This window comes from Streptomyces barringtoniae (genome assembly GCF_020819595.1).
Taxonomy (GTDB): domain Bacteria; phylum Actinomycetota; class Actinomycetes; order Streptomycetales; family Streptomycetaceae; genus Streptomyces; species Streptomyces barringtoniae.
The window spans coordinates 312,134-335,418 of sequence record NZ_JAJHNP010000010.1 but is presented as its reverse complement, the minus strand read 5'-3'; the positions used below and the strand labels follow the sequence as shown (position 1 = coordinate 335,418).

General features: G+C 72.4%; 16 protein-coding genes. 5 read left to right on the top strand and 11 right to left on the bottom strand.

Going from position 1 to position 23,285, the window contains the following annotated elements:
• Window positions 1-121 precede the first annotated feature (121 nt).
• The gene (locus LMU33_RS20730; RefSeq protein ID WP_228621981.1) at window positions 122-610 is read left to right on the top strand and encodes a GtrA family protein; all 489 of its coding nucleotides are present in this window, start codon (window positions 122-124) and stop codon (window positions 608-610) included.
• Entirely contained in the window at window positions 591-2,102 is a 1,512-nt protein-coding gene (locus LMU33_RS20725; protein ID WP_372478025.1) for a hypothetical protein, read from the top strand. Before LMU33_RS20730 ends, LMU33_RS20725 begins: the two co-directional genes overlap by 20 nt.
• Before the next feature lie 108 nt (window positions 2,103-2,210).
• On the opposite strand, the gene LMU33_RS20720 is transcribed toward LMU33_RS20725, so the two are convergent.
• The 4 genes from LMU33_RS20720 to LMU33_RS20705 form a co-directional block, all read right to left on the bottom strand.
• The gene (locus tag LMU33_RS20720; RefSeq protein WP_228621979.1) at window positions 2,211-3,875 is read right to left on the bottom strand and encodes a glycosyltransferase family 2 protein; all 1,665 of its coding nucleotides are present in this window, start codon (window positions 3,873-3,875) and stop codon (window positions 2,211-2,213) included.
• A complete protein-coding gene (locus LMU33_RS20715) occupies window positions 3,872-6,079 on the bottom strand; it encodes a CDP-glycerol glycerophosphotransferase family protein (protein ID WP_228621978.1) in 2,208 nt (735 codons plus the stop codon). Before LMU33_RS20715 ends, LMU33_RS20720 begins: the two co-directional genes overlap by 4 nt.
• Before the next feature lie 193 nt (window positions 6,080-6,272).
• Window positions 6,273-7,109, bottom strand: coding sequence for an ABC transporter ATP-binding protein (locus LMU33_RS20710; RefSeq protein ID WP_228621977.1), 837 nt, complete (start codon window positions 7,107-7,109; stop codon window positions 6,273-6,275).
• Window positions 7,102-8,016, bottom strand: a complete 915-nt coding sequence (locus LMU33_RS20705; protein WP_228621976.1) for an ABC transporter permease — start codon at window positions 8,014-8,016, stop codon at window positions 7,102-7,104. Before LMU33_RS20705 ends, LMU33_RS20710 begins: the two co-directional genes overlap by 8 nt.
• Before the next feature lie 209 nt (window positions 8,017-8,225).
• Between LMU33_RS20705 and LMU33_RS20700 the strand changes: the two genes are divergently transcribed.
• Window positions 8,226-8,852 carry a TetR/AcrR family transcriptional regulator gene (locus LMU33_RS20700; protein ID WP_228621975.1) on the top strand — a complete coding sequence of 209 codons (627 nt, stop codon included), beginning with the start codon at window positions 8,226-8,228 and terminating at the stop codon, window positions 8,850-8,852.
• Between the two features lie 325 nt (window positions 8,853-9,177).
• Here the strand turns inward: LMU33_RS20700 and galE are convergent, their stop codons facing one another.
• From galE to LMU33_RS20685, 3 genes are all read right to left on the bottom strand, one after another.
• Window positions 9,178-10,158 (bottom strand): UDP-glucose 4-epimerase GalE, encoded by a 981-nt coding sequence (gene galE / locus LMU33_RS20695; protein ID WP_228621974.1) that lies wholly within the window; start codon window positions 10,156-10,158, stop codon window positions 9,178-9,180.
• 140 nt (window positions 10,159-10,298) lie between these two features.
• Window positions 10,299-12,230: a glycosyltransferase family 2 protein gene (locus LMU33_RS20690; protein ID WP_372478034.1), complete on the bottom strand. Its 1,932-nt coding sequence runs from the start codon at window positions 12,228-12,230 to the stop codon at window positions 10,299-10,301.
• A 42-nt stretch (window positions 12,231-12,272) separates the two neighbouring features.
• Window positions 12,273-13,541 carry a glycosyltransferase 87 family protein gene (locus tag LMU33_RS20685; protein ID WP_228621972.1) on the bottom strand — a complete coding sequence of 423 codons (1,269 nt, stop codon included), beginning with the start codon at window positions 13,539-13,541 and terminating at the stop codon, window positions 12,273-12,275.
• A 224-nt stretch (window positions 13,542-13,765) separates the two neighbouring features.
• Between LMU33_RS20685 and LMU33_RS41435 the strand changes: the two genes are divergently transcribed.
• Window positions 13,766-15,367, top strand: coding sequence for a glycosyltransferase family 39 protein (locus LMU33_RS41435; protein WP_308280797.1), 1,602 nt, complete (start codon window positions 13,766-13,768; stop codon window positions 15,365-15,367).
• Here the strand turns inward: LMU33_RS41435 and LMU33_RS20675 are convergent.
• On the bottom strand, window positions 15,315-15,797 hold the full coding sequence (locus LMU33_RS20675) for a MarR family winged helix-turn-helix transcriptional regulator (protein WP_228621971.1): 483 nt from the start codon (window positions 15,795-15,797) through the stop codon (window positions 15,315-15,317). The two genes, LMU33_RS41435 and LMU33_RS20675, sit on opposite strands and share 53 nt — an antisense overlap.
• Before the next feature lie 113 nt (window positions 15,798-15,910).
• Here LMU33_RS20675 and LMU33_RS20670 point away from each other — a divergent pair, with 113 nt between their 5' ends.
• Window positions 15,911-16,324, top strand: a complete 414-nt coding sequence (locus LMU33_RS20670; protein ID WP_228621970.1) for an organic hydroperoxide resistance protein — start codon at window positions 15,911-15,913, stop codon at window positions 16,322-16,324.
• Between the two features lie 58 nt (window positions 16,325-16,382).
• Here LMU33_RS20670 and LMU33_RS20665 read toward each other — a convergent pair whose 3' ends face one another.
• The 3 genes from LMU33_RS20665 to LMU33_RS20655 all read right to left on the bottom strand — a co-directional run bounded on the left by LMU33_RS20665 (window position 16,383) and on the right by LMU33_RS20655 (window position 23,200).
• Window positions 16,383-18,605, bottom strand: coding sequence for a bifunctional glycosyltransferase/CDP-glycerol:glycerophosphate glycerophosphotransferase (locus LMU33_RS20665; RefSeq protein ID WP_228621969.1), 2,223 nt, complete (start codon window positions 18,603-18,605; stop codon window positions 16,383-16,385).
• A 6-nt stretch (window positions 18,606-18,611) separates the two neighbouring features.
• Entirely contained in the window at window positions 18,612-20,813 is a 2,202-nt protein-coding gene (locus LMU33_RS20660) for a bifunctional glycosyltransferase/CDP-glycerol:glycerophosphate glycerophosphotransferase (protein ID WP_228621968.1), read from the bottom strand.
• 158 nt (window positions 20,814-20,971) lie between these two features.
• Window positions 20,972-23,200 (bottom strand): bifunctional glycosyltransferase/CDP-glycerol:glycerophosphate glycerophosphotransferase, encoded by a 2,229-nt coding sequence (locus LMU33_RS20655; protein WP_228621967.1) that lies wholly within the window; start codon window positions 23,198-23,200, stop codon window positions 20,972-20,974.
• Window positions 23,201-23,285 lie beyond the last annotated feature (85 nt).

Genomic DNA, 23,285 nt, shown 5'->3' with positions numbered 1-23,285 from the left:
GCGCCCCGGGCCGACGACATATCGGCCCGGGGCGTTCCCTTTCTTGCCGACCCTTAGCCAAAAACGATCAGCGAATTTACCGTTTCCTGCTAATCGGTGGCCTTCGGATAGGGTCTGGGCTGTGACTGTTCAACTCACCGAGATCACCGAGACCCGCCCGGCGGCGCCCCCCGCGCCGGCTCCGGCGCGGCGGCCCGTCAGGCGGGTCGTGCTGGAGGTCGTGAAATTCGGGATCGTCGGCGGCAGTGGGGTCCTCGTCAATTTCCTGGTCTTCAACCTGCTGCTGCGCGGCCTGGGTTGGCAGGCGATGACCGCGACCGTCCTGGCCAGCTGTATCGCCATGGCGACCAATTACCTGGGCTTCCGCTATTTCGCCTATCGCGACCGGTCCTCGCGCACGCGCAGTCAGATCACCCTGTTCTTCGTCTTCAGCGGCCTCGGTGTCGTGATGGAAATCGGCCTGTTCTGGCTCGGTTACCACGGTCTCGGCCTGCACAGCGTGCTGGAATCGAATGCGGCGAAGGCACTGTCGATCGTGCTGGCCTCCGCCTTCCGGTTCCTCGTCTACCGCACTTGGGTGTTCCAGCAGGATGCACACCGCACCGTCTGATACTGAGCGGGTGAGCCGTACACCGCCCCCGCCGCGCGCCGCGCGGGCCGGCCGCGCCCTGCCGCAGGCCGCCGCCGCGCTCGTCGTCGTACTGCTGCTCCTGGTGATCGTCCGCCTGCCCTGGGCGGGCGACCTCGGCATGCACGCGGCCACGGTCCAGCGCCTGAGCCACAATCCGTTCCACCCCGGCAACCCGCTGGTCGATGCGGACACGCCGAGCCCCTACTTCTCGCCGTGGATGCTGGTCCTGGGCGTGGTCGCCAAGCTGACCGGCCTGTCGGTGTTCGTGGTCCTGCGGCTGGCCGCGCTGGTCGGCCTGTCCCTGCTGGTCACCGGCGTCTGGCGGTACGTCCGCACCCTGTCCCCGCACCGCGCGGCCCCCGCCCTGGCCCTGCTCGGCCTGCTCTTCCTCTGGGGCCCGCTGCTGTTCAACTGGTCCGGCTTCCTGGGCCTGAACTCCCTTGCGCTGACGGTGTCCTACCCCAGCGTCCTCGCGCTCGGCCTCACCTTCCACTTCTGGGCCTGGCTCACGCGCGCGATGCGGGAGCAGGCCGCGTGGGCAAGGTGGCTGTGGCTCGGCGTGCTCTGGGCGCTGATCCTGCTGTGCCACCAGTTCACCGGCGTGGTGGCCTCTCTGGGCGCCCTGGCGATGGTGATCGCGGCGCGACCGCCCCGCCCGGTGCTGCTGCGTCTGTCCGCCGCGCTCGCCCTGGGCCTGCTCCTGCTGTGGCTGTGGCCGTACTACGACTTCTTCTCCCTCTTCTCCGCCGGCGCGGACCTGGAGGCCATCCACAAGCCGCTGTACGAGGACCTGGCCGCACGGTTCGGCCTGGTGCTGCTCGGGGTGGCGGCGCTGGTGCTGCGCTTCCGCCGCGACCGCTGGGACCCGTTGGTCCTGTTCTTCGTCCTCGGCGTGCTGGTGTTCGCCGCGGGCGGGCTGTCCGGCCACTACTCCTGGGGCCGCGCCCTGCCCGCCGCGCTGATCCCGGCGCAGCTCGCGGCCGCGCTGGAGGTCGTCTCGGCCGGACGGCGGGCCGTACGGGTGGGCTGGGCGTGCGTGCTGGGTGCCGCCCTGCTGGTCGGCGCGTGGACGCAGGCCGGGACGCTCGGTTATGTGACCGGGAGGGCGGCCCTGCCTTCGGCGCTCGCGGCGAAGTACCGGACGCCGTGGGTGGGGTACCACTGGATCACGCCGTGGGTGAAGTACGGGGACGTGGTGATGGCCCGGACGACGCCGGCTCGGCAGATCCCCGCGTACGGGCCGTACACCGTGGCGCCGGGCTATCCGGACGTGTTCCTGCCGGACGCCGCGCGGCGGGAGGATGCGGTTGCCCGCTACTTCGCCGCGGGGACGTCCGCTGCCGACCGGGCCGGGATTCTGCGGGAGTACGGCGTGAAGTGGGTCGTGGGCCCGAAGAGCCTGGCGGGACCGGGTCTTCGGAAGGTGACCACCGGCCCGTCCGCCCAGGTCCTGTACCGAGTGGTGCCCTGAGCTGTCGCCGGGCGGGGGTGGGGTGGCTCACCGGCGCTGACAGCGTGCCACGGCGGGCCCGCAGTCGCCCACGGACCCGCACCCCGGCGGCGCTTCGAAGCCGCCCTCTTACCTCAGCACGCTGGACAGCAGCTTCGCCGCCTTGCGGACCTTCGGGCGGGCAACCCTCTGCACGACCGGGCGGATGACACGGGCCGTGACTCCCACCGGGCGCCAGCGCAGCTGCAGCCGGCCCGGGTTGCGGCCCTCCGGCTCGATGGTGACCTCGTGCGGGGTCGCGCCGGAGCGGTAGTCGATGCGGGCGGTGCGGGTGGGGAAGGTGAGCGGGGCCAGCAGGATGCCGGAGTTGGACAGGCCCTGCTGCTGGAGGCGGACCAGGGGGTGGCGTACGCCGGCGAAGCCCTGCAGGGGGAGCGGGGCCTCGGCCAGGTCCAGGCGGACCGTGCCCTCGAAGAGGCCGGGACGGACCGGGTCCAGGCGGAAGGGGACCGTCATCCGGCGGTTGCCGGGGGAGAGGACCAGGCCGGCTCGCTGCGGGCCGACCGGCAGGCGCAGACCCGGGTCGTACGTGCGGATGGCCAGGGTGAGCGAGGCGCCGGGGCCGGGAGTCAGCTCCGTGATCTCGTGACGGAACTGCGCGCTCGGGAACGGGCGCGTGTCCAGCTCCAGGTCCGACACGTCCAGTTCGCCCCGCGTGCGGTCGGACGAGGGCACGCTGCCGCCCCAGTACGGGACACCGGACGCGTCGGCCGTGACCTGCCGCGGCGCCACCCCGTGCCCGAGACCGCGGGCCGCGAGCCGGACGTCGTCCAGGCGGCCTTCCCGCAGCAGCTCCAGCACCACCCGCTCGTGGCGGGGCAGGCGGGCGAACGCACCCGGGGACAGCGTCTCCAGGTACGGGTTCATGATGTCGGCGAAGGCGGTCAGCCACTCCTCGTCCCGGTAGGGCAGGTCGCCCGCGTACATCCGGAAGTCGTGCTTGAGGAACTTGTAGTCCTTGTCCTCGCGCAGCCCCGCGTGCCCGCTCTCCACCAGGAAGTCGTCGATCAGACGCTGGACGTGGACGCGGTCGCGGACGTTGGTGACCTTGTGCCGCTGGTTCGAGATCGAGGCCGTCGCCGCCGCCGCGAACGGGTCGATGTACCAGACGTACACCGGGTCCGGGATGATCGTGAACGCCTGCGCCAGGCAGTACGCCTGCGCCGAGAACAGCTGGTCCTCGTAGTGGATGCCCTCCGGGAAGCGCAGCTCGTGCCGGTCCAGGAAGGAACGCGCGTACATCTTGCTGGTCGACAGGTGCTCGAACAGCAGCCGCGGGTCGGCCTCGATGCCCTCCACCGTGCGGCGCTCGGCCACCAGGTGCGGCATCCACGTCGTGCGTCGGCCGTTGTCCACCCGCACCCGGCGCACCGCGCCCATGGTGAAGTCCACCTCGCGCTCGCGGTGTGCGGCGAGCAGCAACTCGACCGCGCGGGGCGGGAGTTCGTCGTCGCTGTCGAGGAACATCAGATACGGCGCCCGGGCGATCTCGATCGCGCGGTTGCGCGGGGCGCTGCAGCCGCCGCTGTTCTCCGGCAGGCGGAGGTAGCGGATGCGGGAGTCCTCCGACTCCAGCCGGCGCGCCACCGCGGGCGTGTCGTCCGTGGAGTGGTCGTCGCTGATGATGATCTCGATGTTCGCGTGCGTCTGCGCGCGCAGCGAGGCGACCGCCCGGGGAAGGCGGGCGGCGTCGTTGAAGACGATGACCGTCACCGTCACGTCGGGGGTCGTCATGCCGAGGCCTCCTCGGGGGTCGGGGCGGGGGTGCGTTCCTCGAGTGGGACCACCGGTGGCAGTGACTCCTCCGGTTCGCCCAGGAACACCCGTCGTACGACCCGTTCGGCGGCGCGGCCGTCGTCGTACTCGCAGAACCGGCGCCGGAAGGCGGCCCGAGCCTTGGTCGCGCTCTCGTCGCGCCAGGCGCCGGAGGCGAAGATCTCCGTCAGCTCCTCCTGGGTGCGGGCGACCTGGCCGGGGTGGTCGGTCATGAGGTCGAAGTAGACGCCGCGGGTGGTCCGGTAGGTCTCCCAGTCGTCTGCGTAGACGACGATCGGGCGGTCGAGGTTGGCGTAGTCGAACATGATCGACGAGTAGTCCGTGACCAGCGCGTCGGCGGCCAGGCACAGCTCCTCGACGGGGTCGTAGGAGGAGACGTCGATGATCCGGCCGGAGCGGCGCAGACCGGTCAGCGGGGAGGCGGCGCCGCCGTAGAAGTAGTGGGCGCGGACCAGCAGGACCGTGTCCTCGCCGAGGCGGTCGGCGAGGGCGGCGAGGTCCAGGCGCGGGGTGAAGCCGGCCTCGTAGTCGCGGTGGGTGGGCGCGTAGAGGACGGCCGTCTTGCCGCGCGGGATGCCGAGGCGCTCGCGGGCTGCGCGGACGTCGGCGGCGGTGGCCGAGTAGAAGACGTCGTTGCGCGGGTAGCCGTGGTCCAGCGAGGTGTAGCGGGCCGGGTAGGCGCGTTCCCACATGCGGGTGGAGTGGCTGTTGGCGCTGACGCTGTAGTCCCACTTGTCGATGCGGGCCAGCAGGGCGTCGAAGTCCAGGCCCTTGGCGGCGGCCGGGTGCTCCATCTGGTCCAGGCCCATGCGCTTGAGCGGGGTGCCGTGGTGGGTCTGGAGGTGGATCGCGTCGGAGCGCTTGACCACCGCGTTGGGGAAGTTGACGTTGTTGACGAGGTACTTGGCGGTGGCCAGGGTCTCCCAGTAGCGGCGGGTGCCGGGGATCACATGGTCGGTGCCGGGCGGCAGCAGGGCCTCGTTGCTCTTCGACACCACCCACACCGGGCGGATGTGCGGGGCGAGTTCGCGGAGCTCTGCGGCGATCGCGGCCGGGTTGCAGGCCACCCCGCGCTCCCAGTAGGCGGCGAACACGGCCAGGTTCGGGTCGACCGGGCGGGTCAGGGCGCGGCGGTACTGCTGGTCGCGGAGCTTGGCGCCGACCTGCTTCTTCCGGGTCCGTACGGCCTTCTTGGCGGCGCGGCGGGCGCGGTTGGCGGCCTGGAACGCGCGGTACTTGGTGTACGCGCCCTCCTCCAGCAGGGCGTGACGTACGCCCTCCACACCGGCCGGGTGCTCGTGGTTCTCGGGGCGCCAGCGGACCGCGGCGAGGGAGGCCCGGCGGAAGAACTCGCGGGCCACCGCGTCGGGCAGGTTCTCGCCGGCGAAGGTGCGCACCAGGTCGCGCATCATCAGGTCGTACAGCACCGTGCGGGCGGCGCGGCGGTCCTTGGCGAGCGCGAGCAGCGACTCGTAGCGCTCGATCAGCTCGAACCGGTCCTCGGGGGCGAGCGGCGGCAGGCTCTCGGGGCGCAGTTCACGGTTCTCGTACGCCGCCTGGTTCAGGCAGGCGACGCGGCCGGCGTGCAGCAGGGCGGCGTGTGCGGCCTGCGGTTCGTCGTCGGTGGTGAGGTGCTCCTCGTGTGCCCGCCAGAACTCGGCGCGCAGGGCGCGGTTGCCGAGCAGCGGGGTGAGGCGCAGCAGGTCGGCGGCCTCGTCCAGGGGCAGGCTGTCGCGGCCGACGGCGGCGAGGAGCCGGCCGTCGCGGGAGGGGGTGGCGGCGGTCTGCCAGGTGGTGGTGACGTGGTCGAAGACGAGTACGTCCACCCCGGCACCGTCCGCGGCGTCCAGCTCGGCGGTCCGCTCGGCGATCAGCCGGGGGGCGCCGGCCGGCAGGCTGTCCTTGGCGTGGACGAAGTGCAGCCAGCGGCCGGTCGCGCGGGCGGCGCCGGCGGCCCGGGCCGCCGCGTCACCGGTGCCCTCCGGCAGCGGGACGACCACCGTCTCGGGGGCGTGGCCCTCGGCCGTCTCCCGCGCCCAGTCGCCGACCGCGGCGACGACGACCTCGGCGTCGGGGAGCGGGCGGGCTTCCAGGGAGTCCAGCAACTCCGTCAGATGCCCCTGTGCGTTCGGTCCGTAGACGATGACGCTGAGTTGGGGCATCGCGGTGGACTCCTTCGGTCGGTCGGTTGGGGTCACCCTTCATAACATACTGTCACTAAGCGGATGAAAGGGATAACGGCGCTCGGAGTAAGAACAGCCCAAGGAGGAAGAAGGCGTTCCGTGGCCTACGGTTTCCCTCTCGGTAACTTTTATGCCGTCTTCTTACCCCGGGCCCGCTCCGCTCCGACCTCGCTCAGGCCGCCTTGTCGGGTGCCGGCTTCTTCTTCGTCGTCTTGTCGCTCTTGTCGCCGCTGAAGGCCTCGTACTCCTTCATGACGTCCTCGGTCGGCCCGTCCATGCGCAGCTCGCCGCGCTCCAGCCACAGGGTCCGCTCGCAGGTGTCGCGGATCGACTTGTTGTTGTGGCTCACCAGGAAGACCGTACCCGCCTTCTCGCGCAGTTCGCGGATGCGTTCCTCGGAGCGCATCTGGAACCTGCGGTCTCCGGTGGCCAGCGCCTCGTCGATGAGGAGCACGTCGTGGTCCTTCGCGGCGGCGATGGAGAAGCGCAGCCGGGCGGCCATGCCGGAGGAGTACGTGCGCATCGGCAGGGTGATGAAGTCACCCTTCTCGTTGATCCCGGAGAAGTCGACGATGTCGTCGTAACGCTCCCTGACCTGCTCTCGCGTCATGCCCATGGCGAGCCCGCCGAGGTAGACGTTGCGTTCACCCGTCAGGTCGTTCATCAGTGCCGCGTTGACGCCGAGCAGGGAGGGCTGGCCGTTGGTGTAGATGTGGCCGTTCTCCACGGGGAGCAGCCCGGCGACGGCCTTCAGCAGCGTCGACTTGCCGGAGCCGTTGGTGCCGATGAGGCCGATCGCCTCACCCTTGTAGGCGACGAACGACACCTTCTTCACCGCGTGCACCCGGCGCACCCCGGCCGCCTTCTCGGTCTGCTTGCGGCGCAGGATGCGGTTGAGGGCGGCGGTGGCGGAGCCGCGGCCGGAGCCGGTGCCGTTGACTCGGTAGACGATGTCGACGTCGTCGCAGACGACGGTGGGGATCTTCTCGGTGGGGGTCTGCTCAGCCACGGCCGTACTTCTCCTCAGCCTTCCAGAAGTAGATGAAGCCTCCGACGCCGGCGAGCAGGGCCCAGCCGGTGGCGGTCGCCCACACGTGCGGGGGCAGCTGCTTGGCGTGGAAGCTCTTGATCAGCGCGTAGCGCATGAGGTCGATGTAGATCGCGGCCGGGTTGTTCTCCAGCATGACCGTGACGATGTGCGGCAGGTTGTCCTTCTTGGTGAGCTTGCTGATGCTCCACATCACACCCGACACGTACATCCAGGTGCGCAGCACGAACGGCATCAGCTGGGCGATGTCCGGGGTCTTGGCGCCCATCCGCGCCATGATCATCGCCATGCCCGCGTTGAACAGGAACTGCAGGATCAGCGTGGGGATCACCAGGAGCCAGCCGACGGTGATCGGCAGGCCGAAGGAGAGCAGGATGACGACCAGCGCGGCCATCGAGAACAGCAGCTGCTGGAGCTGCTGGATGCAGAAGGAGATCGGCAGGGCGGCGCGCGGGAAGTGCAGGGCGCGGACCAGGCCCAGGTTGCCGGAGATCGCCCGGGTGCCGACCTGGATCGAACTCTGCGTGAACGTCCACACGAACACGCCGGTGACCAGGAACGGAACGTAGTCCGGGACGCCCTTCTTGGTGCCGAGCAGCACGCCGAAGATGAAGTAGTAGACCGCCGCGTTCAGCAGCGGGGTCATGACCTGCCAGATCTGGCCGAGCTTGGCCTCGCTGTACTGCGCGGTCAGCTTGGCCGTGGCGAAGGCGGTGATGAAGTGGCGCCGGGCCCACAGCTGGCGGATGTACTCCGGCAGGGAGGGGCGGGCGCCACTGACCGACAGGCCGTGCCGGGCGGCCAGTGCCGCGAGGTCGTCGTCGGCCGGGGCCTGGGTGGGGGGCGGTGTGTCGAGGACCTGGCTCACATCCGCTGCTTTCGCTCGGGGGGAGGGGGTGGTGCGTCCGGCCGGGGCCGGGGCGCGTCGGGGACCCGCCGTCCGACGTGCGTTCGTTTCCTTACGCTTCTCTTCACGTTCTCTTACGTCGGAACGGGACCGTATCGTCGCATCGTGAGCGTAGAACCAATCGACGTCGGAACGCAACCGTTTCGTCGTAACGCCCTATGCTGTGAGTCATGACGACGAACGCCGACGAACCCGCGACGCGTGTGCGCCGCCGGACCCCTGCCGGGGCCGCCGTACTCCGGGAGGATGTGACCGAGGCCATCCGGGCGGCGGTCTTCGAGGAACTCGCGGCCGTCGGATACGCGCGGATGTCCATCGAGGGCATCGCGCGGCGGGCGGGCGTCGGCAAGACCGCGGTGTACCGGCGGTGGCGGTCCAAGCTGCACCTGGTCCTGGACGTCGTGTCGGCGATGGCGGTACTGGGTCTGCCGGTCCCCGACACGGGCTCTCTGGAAGGCGACCTGCGCCTGCTGTACGAGGTCACGTCCCGCGCCCTGCGCCACCCGGTCGCCTCGCAGATCATCCCCGACCTCCAGGCGGAGGCCGCCCGCAATCCCGACATCGCCGACGCCTTCCAGAAGGCGCTGCGGGACGGGCAGGAGGGCGTGGCCAGCAAGATCGTGGCGGCGGCGGAGCAGCGGGGGGAGGTGCGGGCGGGCGTCGACCCCGACCTCGCGCTCGACCTGATCTCCGGTCCGCTGTACTGGCGCGCGGTGGTCATCCGCTCCCCGAAGCTGCCGAAGGGCTACCTGGAGAAGCTGGCTCGGGCTACGGCGGGGGCGCTCAAGGCCTTGTGACCGCCCCGTGCGCTGCCGCGCGCCTGACGGGGTCTCGCTTGCCGGGGCTGCCGCTGGGCGCCGGGGTGTTTTGCTTGGCGGCGCTGGTGGGGTGCGGGGTGCCCGCGGTCGGGCGACGGGGTGTTTCGTTCGTCCGCGCGGGCGGGGTGCCGCTGCGCCCACCCGTGCCGCCCCGGCGGCCCGCAGTTCCGCGGGTGCGGTGGCATGGGTGCCGTTGGTGGGTGGGTGCCGTTCCGGTGGCACGACTACCCGCAGCTCCGCGGGTGGGTGCTTGGCCGGGGCGGGGCCGCGGTGGGGGAGCGGCCCCTGGTCCGTCGGTGGTCGTCTACGACCGCGCCGCCTCCGGGTGGTGGTGTACCCAGCCCTCCCAGGCCGACGTGATCATGTCCTGGACGTCGTACTTGGCCTGCCAGCCCAGTTCCGTGGCGATGCGGCTGGCCGAGGCGACGACGCGGGCGGGGTCGCCGGGGCGGCGCGGGGTGACGGTCGGCGGGCGGTCGTAGCCGGTGACCGCGTTGATGCGGTCGATCATCTCGCGGACCGACACACCCTCGCCGCGGCCGATGTTGAGGGTCAGGTCGGTGCCGGGGGAGGAGGCCAGGGCGCGGGCGACGGTGACGTGGGCCTCGGCCAGGTCGACCACGTGGATGTAGTCGCGTACGCAGGTGCCGTCCGGCGTCGGGTAGTCGTCGCCGAAGATGCGCGGCGGGGCGCCCTCGGTGAGCTTCTCGAAGACCATGGGGATGAGGTTGAACACGCCGGTGTCGGCGAGTTCCGGGCCGGCCGCGCCCGCCACGTTGAAGTAGCGCAGGGACGCCGTGGACATGCCGGTCGCCCTGCCCGCCGCGCGGACCAGCCACTCGCCGGCGAGCTTGGTCTCGCCGTAGGGGGACATGGGCCGGCAGGGGGTCTCCTCCGTCACCAGGTCGACGTCCGGCATGCCGTACACGGCCGCCGAGGAGGAGAAGACGAAGGACGGGATCTCCGCCCGCGTCACCGCCTCCAGGAGGGTGCGCAGGCCCTCGACGTTCTCCCGGTAGTAGTGCAGCGGGCGCTCCACCGACTCGCCCACCTGCTTCTTCGCCGCCAGATGCACGACCCCGCTGATCTCGTGCTCGGCGAGCGTGCGGGCCACGAGCTCGGCGTCCAGGACGGAGCCCCGCACCAGGGGGACCTCCGCCGGGATGCGCTCGGCGACGCCCGTGGTCAGGTCGTCGTAGACGACCGTGCGTTCGCCCGCCTCGGTCATCGCCCGTACGACGTGTGCCCCGATGTATCCGGCACCGCCGGTGATCAGCCAGGTCATTGCGGCCGTCTCCTCGTCAGTTGGCCCGTTCAGCCGCTCGGTGGAGCAACGGGTTTCTTTCAGTGAAGCAGGGGGCGTCCCGCCGGGTCAGCGGGTGTCCCGCGATGCGGTGGGTGTGTCCCGGTGAATCAGCGGGCGTCTCAGTGAAGCAGGCGGCGGAGCCTGCTGCGCGCCACCTGCATCACCCCGCGCACGCCGGCCGCCACGCGCAGGGCCAGTGCGCCGGAGTGCGTGGCGTACGGCTGTACCAGGAGCACACCGTGCCGCACGCTCGGGACGGCGCGCCGGCGCAGTCGGCCGGCGCCCGTCAGGGCGTGCGCCGTCACCTCCCGCTGTGTGCCGTCGGCGAAGCGCACGGTCAGCCGCAGGTCCCAGGTGCCGGCGCCGAGCCCGTCCAGGTCGACGGGCAGCTCGGCCGACCAGCTGGCAGGGCCGATCTTCGCGCCGCTGCGTGCGCCGTCGAGCGTGCCGTTGCGCGCGCCGTTGTGCGCGCTGCTTTCCGGGCCGGTCTCCGTACCGGTCCGCGTGCCGGAGTCCGCACGGGCCTCCGTACCGGTCCGCGTGCCGGAGTCCGCACGGGCCTCCGAGCCGGTCCGCGCACCAGTCCCTGTGCCGGACTCCGCGCCGGTCCGCACGCCGGACCCTGTGCCGGACTCCGCCTCGGTCCGCGCGCCGGACTCCGTGTGGGTCTCCGTGCCGGTCCCCACGCGCGAAGGCGTGAGCCGGACCGTCGTACGCCCCCGTGTGCGGTCGTCGTCCCGGGACTGCCACTCCACGTCCACCTCGCGTGGGCCGGCCTCGGCAACCCTGCCGTACAGCTCGTGGAGTCGGAGGCGCAGCAGCGAGGCACGCGCGCGTGGGTGCAGTTCCGCGTCCACCGCGAGCGGAAGGCGGTCGATCGGGCGGGTCAGGAGCGGTGCGAGGGCGACCTGGGGGAGATCGGTGGACCAGACGGGGGCGCCGTCGGAAGTGCGGGCGTAGGGCGGCAGCAGGCGCGCCGGGCGGGCGGCCAGCTCGCGGATCCGGGGCAGGTCGCGGGGCTCGGGCGACTCCAGGACGACCTGCGCGAGCAGCCGGCCCGGGGCGCCCGGGTCCAGCTCCCAGTCGGCGGCGTCGTAGCGCGCGAGATACTCCCGGGTGTGCGCCCACCACGCGCGCCGGTAGTCCGCGTCGCGCAACCCCAGCTCGCGCGTGTACATGCGCACCTCGTGGTCGAGGAACTTGGCCCGCGCCGCCCGCGCCAGCTCCTTCTGCCCGGCGCTCAGCAGGATCTCGTACGCCAGCGCGCACGCCTCCAGGCGCGCCTTCCAGTTGTCGATGCGGTCCCGGTCCAGCGAGAGCGACAACTGCTCGGCGGCGCGGCGCACATGCCACACGTACACGAGGTCAGGGACGAGCGCGAGGCGCGGGCCGGCGGCCAGCACGCGCGCGGTGAAGACGATGTCCTCGTAGAGGAAGCGGCCCTCGGGGAAGCGGATGTCGTGCTCGCGCAGGAAGTCGGTGCGGTACAGCTTGTTGACGCACAGCGTGTCGTGTACCAGGCGCGGGCGCTGGGAGGGGCGCGCCAGCACGGTGTGCGCCGTGTAGAGGGCTTCCTGCCAGGGTTCTTCGCGCCCGGAGGGCAGCTCCCGGCGTACACACAGTCCGCTCGTGACCTCGGCGTGCGTCCCCGTGGCCGCCACCAGCAGCGCGTCCACCGCGCCGGGCGGCAGCACGTCGTCGCTGTCCAGGAACATCACGTACGGCGTGGTCACCGCGTCGATCCCGGCGTTGCGCGGGCTGCCGCAGCCGCCGCTGTTCTCGTTCCGGCGCACCACCCGCAGCCGGGGTTCGTCCGCGGCGAGCCGGTCGAGCAGCTCGGCGCTGCCGTCCGTGGAGCAGTCGTCCACGGCGACGACCTCGGCGACCGCGGGCCCCTGCGCGAGCGCCGAACGCACGGCGTCACCCACATGGGCAAGGTCGTTGTAACCGATGACGACCACACCGACCTGCCCCGCGCGTGGCGGTTCAGCGGTGTCCGACCGGTCGGGCCGGTCTGTGGTGTCGGGCCTGTCTGGCGGGTCTGGTCGCATCGGGTCCACGGGCGGAGCGTAGAAATTTTCGGTAATACCCGGTTAAGAGACGCTTAGCTCTCGGTCCGGAAGACGGTGGGAATCGGGTCGGGGTTCCGTCGTCCGCAGGCTCTTTTCATCCGGACCGGTCGATCGCCACAACCGGACGAACGACAGCACGGACGCGGCCGCCAGGATCCCGTTGCGCGCCAGCATCAGCAGACAGCCGGTCCAGGTGCCGTCGACCACCTCGGCGTAGTGCGTCGGGAACACCAGCGTGCTCAGCGCGGTGGCCGCCAGGACCAGCGCCGCCACCGGCCGCTGGCTGGTGTGCCGCGAGGTCAGGCACACCGCGGCGAGACCGAGCAGCCAGATCATGTACTGCGGGCTGATCACCCGGCTGGTGACCGTGAACAGCAGCACCGCGCTCAGGGCCGCGTCGAACGGCGTCGCCTCGCTCCACCACCGCGCCCGCGCCCGCCACAGCACCAGCAGCGCGAAGGCGACCACCGTCAGCGCGAGGGAGACGGTGGCGACCGCGCGCACATGCGGGCCGACCAGCTCGGTGGCGCCGTACCGGTAGTGCGGGCGGCCCGGCCAGCCGGCGTGCCGCGCCAGGTTCAGTGCCGTACCGCCGAGTGACTCGATCTGCACGCCCCGCCCGCCCTGTCCGCGCAGAAAGGACAGGGGATGGGCGAACGCCACGGCGAGCACGCCGAACGCGGCGGCTCCGGCGGCCGCCGCCCACACCCACGCCCGGTGCGTCGCCCGGCCCTTGGGCGTGCCCAGAAGCACCAGCGCCGGCCACACCTTCACGAGCGCGCCCAGCGCCCCGCACACCCCGCCCGCGCGCGGGGAGCGGCCCACCGCCAGCAGGGAGAGCACGGCGAGGGCGGTGACCTGGACGTCGTACCGGGCGAGCGGGAGGTGCAGCAGCAGTGGCAGGCCGCCCGTCCACAGGGCCGCGCCGAGCAGGCTGCGCCCGGGGAGTCCGCCCGCGCGGGTCAGTGCCGCCGTGACCAGTGCGTCCATGGCCAGTGTGAGCAGCACGAACGCCTGGAAGTACGTCAGCCACGGCAGCAGGTGCGGCGCCAGCAGCACCGCGCCGGCGCCCGGCGGGTACTGCCACAGCGTGTCGTGCGCCGGGAACGAGCCGTGCGCGAGGACGCCGTACCAGTCGGCGTACAGCCGCCACACCTCGCGGGTCACCGTGCCCCTGCCGAGCAGCGGGGTGTTGTCGTGGGTGAGCAGCCACAGCATCAGGGCACGGGTGGCCAGCCAGAGGGCAGTGACGCCGAGGACCGGGCCGGAGTTGACACGGAGACGGTTCATCGCATGGGAGCCTAAGCGGCGCGGATGGTGCATCCATGCCGATACGCCGTCATGACCGTAAAAAGGTTCGTTAATCGCACAAGATCGGGCGCACCGTGGTGAACGTCGGGTTTCCTGTGAAGCCGCAGTCGCGAAGGCCGGCTGCAACGGCAGGTGTCGCGCCGGCCGGCGGCCCGAGGCGCGTGCCGCGCGGTCACCGGGCCCGGATCCGGCGCCGGACGGCCGTGGGGGTGCCCGCGCTGGTGATGCTCGCGGTCGGGCTCTGGGGGCTGGACCGGGGCGGGATGTGGCGCGACGAGGCCGTCAGTTTCCAGGTCGGGCGGCGCACGGTGCCGCAGATCTGGCTGCTGCTGCACGACGTGGACGCCGTGCACGGCCTGTACTACTTCCTCGTGCACGCCGTCCTCTGCGTCCACCCCGGCGAGGTCGTCCTGCGGCTGCCGTCGGTGTGTGCGGCGGCGGTGACGGCAGCGCTGGTGGCGGCGCTGGGCGCCCGACTTCTGCGGCCGCGTGTCGGGCTGTGGGCCGGACTGCTGTACGCCGTCGCGCCGATGGCCGGCCACTATGCGCAGGAGGGCCGCAGTTACGCCCTGGTGGCCGCCGGGGCAACCGGGGCGACCTTGCTGTTCGTGCGGGCCGTGCAGGGGGGTTCCCGGGCGGGTTCCTGGGCGGCGTACGGAGCCGTCCTCGGCCTCACCTGCTGGCTGCACGAGTTCGCGGTGCTGCTGCTGTGCGCCCACGCGGGGTCGCTGGTGCTGGCCCGGGTCGGGGTCCCCCCGCGCGAGCGCAGCCGAGCGTGGGGGAGGGTGTGGCGCGGGTGGGGGTGTGCGGCGGGCGCGGTCTTGGTGTCGCTGGTGCCGATGGTTCTCGTGTCGCGGGGGCAGGCGGCGCAGGTGGCGTGGCTGCACAGACCCACGGCGGCCACGGCGGAGGGGCTGGTGCGGGGGTTTCTCGGGCCGAGCTGGGCGGTGTGCGGGGTGTGTCTCCTGCTCGTCCTGGCCGGACTGGCCGGACCGGCGGGAGTGGTGGGACGGGGGGAAATCACTCTTGCGGGGGTGGCGTTGCCGTTGACCGTGGTGCCGCCCGCGGTGCTGATGCTGGCCTCACAGGCCTCGCCGCTGTTCGTCGACCGGTATGTGCTGTACGCGTTGAGCGGGGCGCCGTTGCTGGTGGCGGCGGGGGCTGAGCGGGTGGCCGGGACGGTGGGGCGCCCACACGACGACGGCCGGCCGGGAAGCCGCCCTCTGCCGCGGCCCCGCACGGTCTCGCGGAGTCCCCTCGTCACCCTCACCGGCGTCCTCGCCATCGCCCTCGCCTTCCTCCACCAGCTCCCTGTCCTGCGCGCCGACCGCGACCCCGCTGCCCGGGCCGACGATCTCGGTGCCGTCTCCCGGGCCGTGGCGCGGGGGTTGGCGCCCGGCGACGGCGTGCTGTTCCTGCCGGCGCACATGCGGAACGTGGCCCTGACGTACCCGGGCCCGTTCAGGGGAGCGCGGGACGTGGCGTTGGCGGAGGGGGCCGCCGGCTCGGGGACGCTGTACGGGCGGCAGGCCGGGGCCCGTCAGGTGCGGCGGCGGATGGAGGGGCTGGACCGGGTGTGGGTCGTGGCGGACCCGGATCTGCTCGCCGGGCGCCGGCTCCCCCGTGACCGCACCGGGCGGGCCGAACTGGCCGTGCTGCGGCGGGACTTCACCGGGCAGGAGGTGGTCCTGCGGGGCGGGACGGCCGTACGGCTGTACGTCCGCAACCCCGTGAAGTCGCCGTCCGCGCCGGCTAGTCCTCCTCGTGCCCCGCTGTCAGGGCCGCCGCGTCCAGCGCGGTCGTGAGCCGGTCGAGGCGTTCGCGCAGCTCGGTGATCTCCGTCAGGTCGAAGCCGGTCGCCCGGGCGATGCAGCGCGGCACCTCCAGGGCCCGCTCGCGCAGCGCCGCGCCCTCCTCGGTGAGCCGGACCCGCACCGAGCGCTCGTCCTCGGTGCTGCGCTCCCGGCGCACCAGGCCGGCCCCTTCCAGTCGCTTGACCAGCGGGGAGAGCGTGCCCGAGTCGAGCCGCAGATGTTCGCCGAGCTTCTTGACGGGCAGATCGCCCTGTTCCCACAGCACCAGCATCACCAGGTACTGCGGATAGGTGAGCCCGAGGTCCTTGAGGATCACCCGGTAGACGCCGTTGAAGGCGCGGGAGGCGGCGTGCAGGGAGAAGCAGATCTGGCGGTCCAGGCGGAGCCAGTCGGCGTCGGCGGCGGTGGGCGAGGCGGTCATGGGTCCAGGGTAGCTCGTGCGGTCCATTTAGTTGTGCACAACTTAATTGTGTGCTCTACTCGTACTCGCAAGCACGCAAACGGACACCGCATCGAACCGAGAGGACGGGTCCCATGGACGCGCTCTACACCGCAGTCGCCACCGCCACCCACGGCCGCGACGGTCGCGCCGTCTCCTCCGACGGCAGGATCGACCTCCAGCTCGCCCCGCCGGTGGAACTGGGCGGCAACGGCCAGGGCACCAACCCCGAGCAGCTCTTCGCCGCCGGTTACGCCGCCTGCTTCGGCAGCGCCCTCGGCCTCGTCGGCCGGCAGGCCAAGGTCGACGTCAGCGACGCGGCGGTCACCGCCGAGGTCGGCATCGGCAAGCAGGGCGAGGGCTTCGGGCTGAAGGTGACGCTGCGCGTCGAACTGCCCGACACCGTGGACAAGGAGACCGGCCGCAAGCTGGTCGAGACCGCCCACCAGGTCTGCCCCTACTCCAACGCCACCCGCGGCAACATCGACGTCGACCTCGTCATCGAGTAATCCCGCAGAGGTACGTCCGAGGGTGCCGGTCCCGACCGGCACCCTCGGACGTGTGCCCCTACGCCGGCGCCAGCACGTCCCGGCCGGCCGCCTGGCCCGGGATCCGGACCGCTCCCGGGCCGCTCATCGGCTCGCCCAGCAGCAGCGTCCGTACGACGCGCTCGGCGGCCCCGCCGTCGTCGAACTCGCAGAACCGCTGCCGGAACTCCGCCCGCAGCCGCGCCGACTCCTCGTCCCGCCAGGAACCCGAGGCGAACAGCCAGGCCAGCTCCCGGTAGGAGCCCGCGACATGGCCGGGCGGCTCGGCGGTGATGTCGAAGTAGGCGCCCCGGCTCGCGGTGTACGCGGGCCAGTCGTCGGCGTGCACCACGATCGGCCGGTCCAGGTTGGCGTAGTCGAACATCACGGCCGAGTAGTCCGTGACCAGCACGTCCGCCGCGAGCAGGACGTCTTCCACGCGTGGCTCGTCGGTTGCGTCGACCACGATCCCGCGCCGGGCCAGCTCGGCCAGCCCCATGCCCCGCGCCGGCCCCGTCGCCAGCGACGGGTGCAGCCGGACCACCAGGGTGTGCCCCTCGCCCAGGCACTCGCCCAGATCCGCGGCGAACCGGGCGAGGTCGATCCGGTCCACGTGCCCGCTGCGGCGGTAGTCCCGGCGGGTCGGCGCGTACAGCACGACCGTGTCCGTCTCCGGGATGCCGTACCGCTGCCGGAAGTCGCTGTCGCCGCCGTTCACCAGCACGTCGTTGCGCGGGCTGCCGGTGCGCAGCGAGGTGAAGTGGCAGGGGTAGGCCCGCTCCCAGACCAGCTCCGAGTGGCGGTTGGCGACCAGGCTGTAGTCCCAGCGGTCGGCCCGGCGCAGCATCTGCGGCACGTCGAAACCGAGCCGGGCGCCCGGCTTGTCCAGCAGGTCGGCGCCCATGTACTTCAGCGGGGTCCCCTGGTGGGTGTGGATGTGCACGCTGCCGGGCCGCTTGGCCAGGGTGCCGGGCCAGTTGACGTCGTTGACGAAGAACGTCGCCCGCGCGGTGACCTCCAGACAGCGCCGGGAGCCCATGATCACGTGCTCGACGTCCGGCGGCAGCCGGTCGGCGGTCTCCTCGTCCCTCACCACCCACACCCCGCGCAGCTGCGGGGCGATCTCGCGGGCCTTGGCGTACACGGCGGCCGGGTCGCCGAGCATGCCCCGGTGCGAGGACGCCGAGTAGACGACGAGGTGCGGGTCCAGCGGGCGGAGCGCGTGCACGGCCGCCCAGCCGGAGCGGGCCCGGGCGGCGACCGCGCCGCGGACGGGTCCGGCCCGCCGCGCCGCCTCCTGCCCGGCCCGCGCGGCCTGCCGCCTGATCCGGTACGCCGTCCATGAGCCCTCCAGCAGGCCGGCGTCGCCGTCGGCCAGGGCGCCCTGCGCCGGCTTGTGGCGCCGGAACATCTCCCGCGTGCGCCGGAAGAACTCGGCCTTGTCGGCGGGCGGCAGCCGGTCCGGCTTGGCCAGGATGTCCAGGCAGTGCTCGCCCATCTTGCGGTGCAGGTAAGGACGCCAGTGCGCGAGCCGAGGGTGCTGCCCGACGAACGCGAAGACCCGCTCGTACTGGTCGTGGATGTCGAAGTGCTTGCGGCTGGTCGTGGACAGGATGTTGCCCTGCCGGCGCTGCCGGTAGTTCAGGCAGATCCGGTCCAGCGCGGCGATCTGCCGGGCGCTGAGCATGACCGGGAAGGTCCAGGGCGTGTCCTCGTAGTAGCCGGGCGGGAACGCGAAGCCCTCCGACTCCACGAACTCGCGCCGGTAGACCTTGTTCCACACCACCATCAGCAGGTCCAGGATCCGCGGGAACTCGTCCGCGGTGAAGGTGCCCGGGCCGGCCTCGGCGAGGATCTCGGCGAGGGCGTTGCGCCGGGTGCCGCCCCACCAGTAGGTGCGCGCGTAGTCGAAGACCAGCACGTCCGGATCCGCGGCCTCCGCCAGCCGGTCGGCGATCGCCCGCAGCGCGCCCGGGGTGAGGGTGTCGTCGCTGTCCAGGAAGAACAGGTAGTCGCCGGTGGCGTGCGGCATCCCGGCGTTGCGGGCCCGGCCGAGCCCCACGTTCTCCGGCAGGTGCAGCACCTTCACGCGCGGGTCGCGCTCGGCGTACTCGTCGAGGATCGCGCCGCAGCCGTCCGGGGAACGGTCGTCCACGGCGATCAGCTCGAAGTCGTTGAAGGACTGCAGCAGCACCGAGTCCAGGCACTCGCGCAGAAAGCCCTGCACCTTGAAGCAGGGCACGATCAGACTGAAGCGGGGCACGGCGGGTCAGCTCCTCACGAGGGTCGCGGCGGCCGGGGCGGGGACGCGTTCCGGGAGCGGGATCACGGGCGGCACCGCCTCCGGCGGCTCGCCGAGCAGCACCCGCCGTACGACGCGCTCGGCGGCCCGGCCGTCGTCGAACTCGCAGAAGCGCTCACGGAACGCGGCCCGCAGCGCCGCGGCCTCCTCGCCCGCGTAGGAGCCGTCGCGGAAGACGGCGGCCAGCTCCTCCGGGGTGCGCGCGACCGGTCCCGGCGGCTCGGCCGGCAGGTCGAAGTAGACGCCCCGCGTCTCCCGGTAGACGTCCCAGTCGTCGGCGTACACGACGATCGGCCGGTCCAGGTTGGCGTAGTCGAACATGATCGACGAGTAGTCGGTGACCAGCGCGTCCGCGGCCAGGCACACGTCCTCGGAGGAGCGGTGCGCGGTGACGTCGATGATCCGGCCGGAGCTCTTGGCGGCTCCCCGGTCGTAGAAGTAGTGGGCGCGCAGGAGCACGACCACGTCCTCGCCGGCCGCCTCGCAGAACGCCTCCAGGTCCAGGCCGGGCTCGAAACCGGTGTGGTGGTCGCGGTGGGTGGGGGCGTACAGGACGGCCGTCCTGCCCTCGGGGATGCCCAGCTCCCGCCTGACGCGGGCCACGTCCCCGGCGGTCGCCGTGTAGTAGACGTCGTTGCGCGGATAGCCGTACTCCAGCGCCTCCCAGGCGCCGGGGAAGGCGCGCTCCCACATCTGGGTGGAGTGGCGGTTGGCGGAGAGGTTGAAGTCCCAGCGGTCCACCCGGCCCAGCAGCCTGGTGAAACTGCCCGACTGGGCGGCCACCACCGGGTACGGCGACTGGTCCACGCCCATCGTCTTCAGCGGGGTGCCGTGCTGGGTCTGCAGGTGCACGCTGCCGGGGCGCTTGACGATCCCCTCGGCGAAGTTGGCGTTGTTGATCAGGTACTTCGCCCGGGCCAGCACCTCCCAGTAGCGGCGGGAGCCGATCACCGCGTACTCCACGTCGTCCGGCATCGCGTGCGCCTGGTCGGCCTCGACGAGGAACACCGAGCGGATGTGCGGGGCGAGTTCGCGGGCCTTGGCGTGGATCGCGGCCGGGTTGCAGGCGTAGCCCCGGCCCCAGTAGGCGCAGTACACGGCGAGGTTGTCATCGAGCGGGCGGCTCAGGTCGCGGGCGTAGCGCAGCCGGCTGCGCAGCATGCGCGGGCGCGGCAGGCTCTCGGCGGTGTCGACGGCGATCTGGTTGGCGCCGCGCAGCGCCCGGAACGCGCTGTACGCCCCGGCCGCCAGCAGCCGGTGCTGCACGCCCAGGCTGCCGCCGGGCGCCCGGAATCCGGCTGGCCGGTGGCGCCGGTAGAGGTGGGCGGCGCGGCGGAAGAAGGCCCGGTGCCCGGACGGCAGCCGTTCCGGCCGGGACGCGGTCCTCAGCACATGGGTGAACAGTTGCTCGAACAGCGGCCGGATCCGCTCGGCGGGCAGCGCGCGCTCGGCGGCCCGGGTCAGCACCAGGTCGACCTGGTCGAGCAGGTCGTGCTGGTGCGGCCCCGGCAGGTTCAGCCGGCTGCCCTGCCGGCGCAGCCGGTGCCGTACGACGACCCGGCGCAGCACCGCGATCCGCCCGGCCGCGAGCGTGGTCAGCCCGCCCCAGCCGAGGTCGGTGAAGTGGCTCGCGGGGAAGGCGAGTTCGTGCTCGGTGAGGAAGCTGCGGCGGTAGACCGCGCTCCAGGCCGGGAGCTGTACGCCGGTCAGCTCCGGCAGGTCGGCGGGGGCGAAGGCGCCCTTGGGGGCCCCGGCGAACAGCGGCCCGGCGGGGTTGGTGGGCTCGCTCTCCCACCACGGGGCGCGCTCGTGCTCGACATAGAGCACGTCCACGCCGGCGGTCTCGGTCAGCCGGGCGTCCAGTGCCGCGAGCGCGCCCGGCAGCAGCAGGTCGTCGCCGTCGAGGAACAGCACATACGCGCCGGTCGCCGCCCGGATCCCCGCGTTGCGCGCCCCACTCAGCCCGGCGGACGGCGGCGAGTGGACCGGGGTCACCCGGGAGTCCCGCTCCGCATATCCGGCGGCCACGGCGGCGGCCGGCGAGTCGGGGGCGTCGCAGACCGGGATCAGCTGCAGATCGCCGGACGGCTGGCCGAGAACCGAGTCCAGTGCCTGGGACAGCCGGGCGGCGACCCCGTGGGACGGGACGATGATGCTGAAGCGGGGCATTCTGCTCTTTCTGTTGTCTTGCGGACGCGTGTCCTGCGGACCGGGCCCGGGCCTGCCGCGCGACCGGGCCGCCCCGCCGGGCGCCAGGTGGACGGCCGGCTCGGGGTGGGCCGCGTCGAGCCGAGGGGCACGGGAACTCCCGGAGCGACCAACGCCGTTCAGCGCCTCTCGGTGACGGGGAGGGAACCGGAAGGTTGCGGCACGGTGGCCAGCGGAGAGTGGGCACAGGCCGACGGCGCCGGCTTGCGCTCCTCCAGCGGCACCACCGGCGGCAGACCCGTCCCGCCCAGCACCACATGCCGTACGACCCGCTCGGCGGCGCGTCCGTCGTCGTACGGGCAGAACCGCTGCCGGAACGCCGCGCGCAGCTGGGTCGAGCGCGAGCCGCGCCAGTGCCCGGTCGCGAAGACGTCGATCAGCTCGTCCTCGCTGCGCGCGACCGCGCCGGGCGGGAAGGCACACAGGTCGAAGTAGGTCCCACGGGCCGCCCGGTACGCCTCCCAGTCGCCGGTGTGCACCACGATCGGCCGGTCCAGGTTGGCGTAGTCGAACATGATCGACGAGTAGTCGGTGAGCAGGACGTCCGAGGCCAGGCACAGCGACTGCACGCTCGGGTGGTCGCCGACGTCGATGATCCGGCCGCCCGCGCCGAGGGGGCCGCCGTGGGTACGGGCCAGGATCACGAAGCGCGGGCCGAGGCGGCGCAGGATCCGCTCCAGGTCCAGCAGGGGGCGCTGGGTGCGCAGGTAGTCCCGGTGGGCCGGCGCGTACAGGATCGCGACCGCGCCCTCCGGGATGCCCAGCGTCTCGCGCAGCCGGGCCACGTCCGCCGAGGTCGACCGCTGGAAGACGTCGTTGCGCGGCGCCCCGTACTCCAGCGTGCGGTACCGGCCCGGGAGGACCCGTTCCCAGATCAGGGTCGAGTGCCGGTTGCCGGACAGGACCAGGTCCCACTGGTCGACGCCGCGCAGCAGCCGGGCGAAGTCGGTGCCGCGGGCCGCCGCCGGGCGCTCCTGGAGGTCCAGGCCCATGTGCCCCAGCGGCGTGCCCTGCCGGGTCTGGACCAGGATCTGCCCGGGCCGCTTGCGCAGGCCCGGGTCCAGGACGTCGTCGGTGACCAGGTACCTGGCGCGGGCCAGCGCCGTCCAGTAGGCGGCGGTGCCGGGCCGCAGCCGGCGCGGGCCCGGCGGAACCGTGTGCTGGTGCTCGGCGCGGGCGATCCAGGCGGTGCGGATGTGCGGGACGTGGCGGCGGAACGCCTCCTCCAGGGCGCCCGGGTCGCCGCCGTGGCCCCGGCCGGCGCTGGAGGTGAACACCGCCCGGTCGGCGCGGACGGGCAGCCGCAGCTGGATCCGGTAGTGCAGCCGCAGCACGCCGGTCCGCACGGCGCGGGCCAGCTTCACCGCAGCCTTGAACGTGCGCCGGCGCGCGGCCGACACCAGCCGGAACGCGCGGAACGTGCGGTGCAGACCGAAGCGGACCAGGATGTTCCGGCGGCGCATTCGGGTGCCGGGGACGCGGTAGCGGCGGTAGTGGGCGCGCGCCCGGCGCAGGAACTCGCCGTGGCTGCCGCGCGGCAGCCGGTCCCGCTTGGTGAACACCGTCGCGTAGTGGTCGATCATCCGCCGGAACAACTCGGGCCGCCAGCGGGCGAGTTCGGGATGCTCGGCGACGTACGCGAACACCCGGTCGTACTGCTCGAACAGATCGAAGTGCCTGCGGCTGGTGGTGCCGAGGATGTTGCCCTGCCGGCGTTGCCGGTAGTGGACGCACACCCGGTCCAGGGTGGCGATCGACTCCGCCGCCATCAGCACCGGGAAGGTCCAGGGGGTGTCCTCGTAGTAGCCCGGCGGGAAGGCGAAGCCGTGCTCCTCGACGAACTCCCGCCGGTACGCCTTGTTCCAGGCCACCATCAGTACCCTGAGCAGCCCCGGCCGGTCCTGAAGGCGGAACGGCGCCGGGCCCTGCTCGGTGAGCTGGCCGGCGAGCTGGTTGCGGACCGTCCGGCCGTCCCAGTAGGTGCGCGCGTAGTCGTACACCAATACGTCCGGCTCCCCGGACTCCTTGATCCGGTCGGCGATCGAGCGCAGCGCGTCCGGGGCGAGCGTGTCGTCGCTGTCCAGGAAGACCAGGTAGTCGCCGGTCGCCTCGGCCGTCCCCGCGTTCCTGGCCCGGCCGAGTCCCTGGTTCTCGGCCAGGTGCACGGGCCGCACCCGCGCGTCCCGGGCCGCGTACTCGTCGATGATCGCGCCGCAGGCATCGGGCGAGCAGTCGTCCACGGCGATCAGTTCCAGATCGGGATACGACTGCGAGAGCACCGAGTCCAGGCACTCGGAGAGATACGCCTGGACCTTGTACGCGGGAACAATCACACTGAACCTGGGCAAGGGGCATCCATGGGTCGTCGGTCGACGCGGGGGTTCTGACCGGAAACGGCCGATGGGATGAATTGGTTACGGTTCGTACGGCATG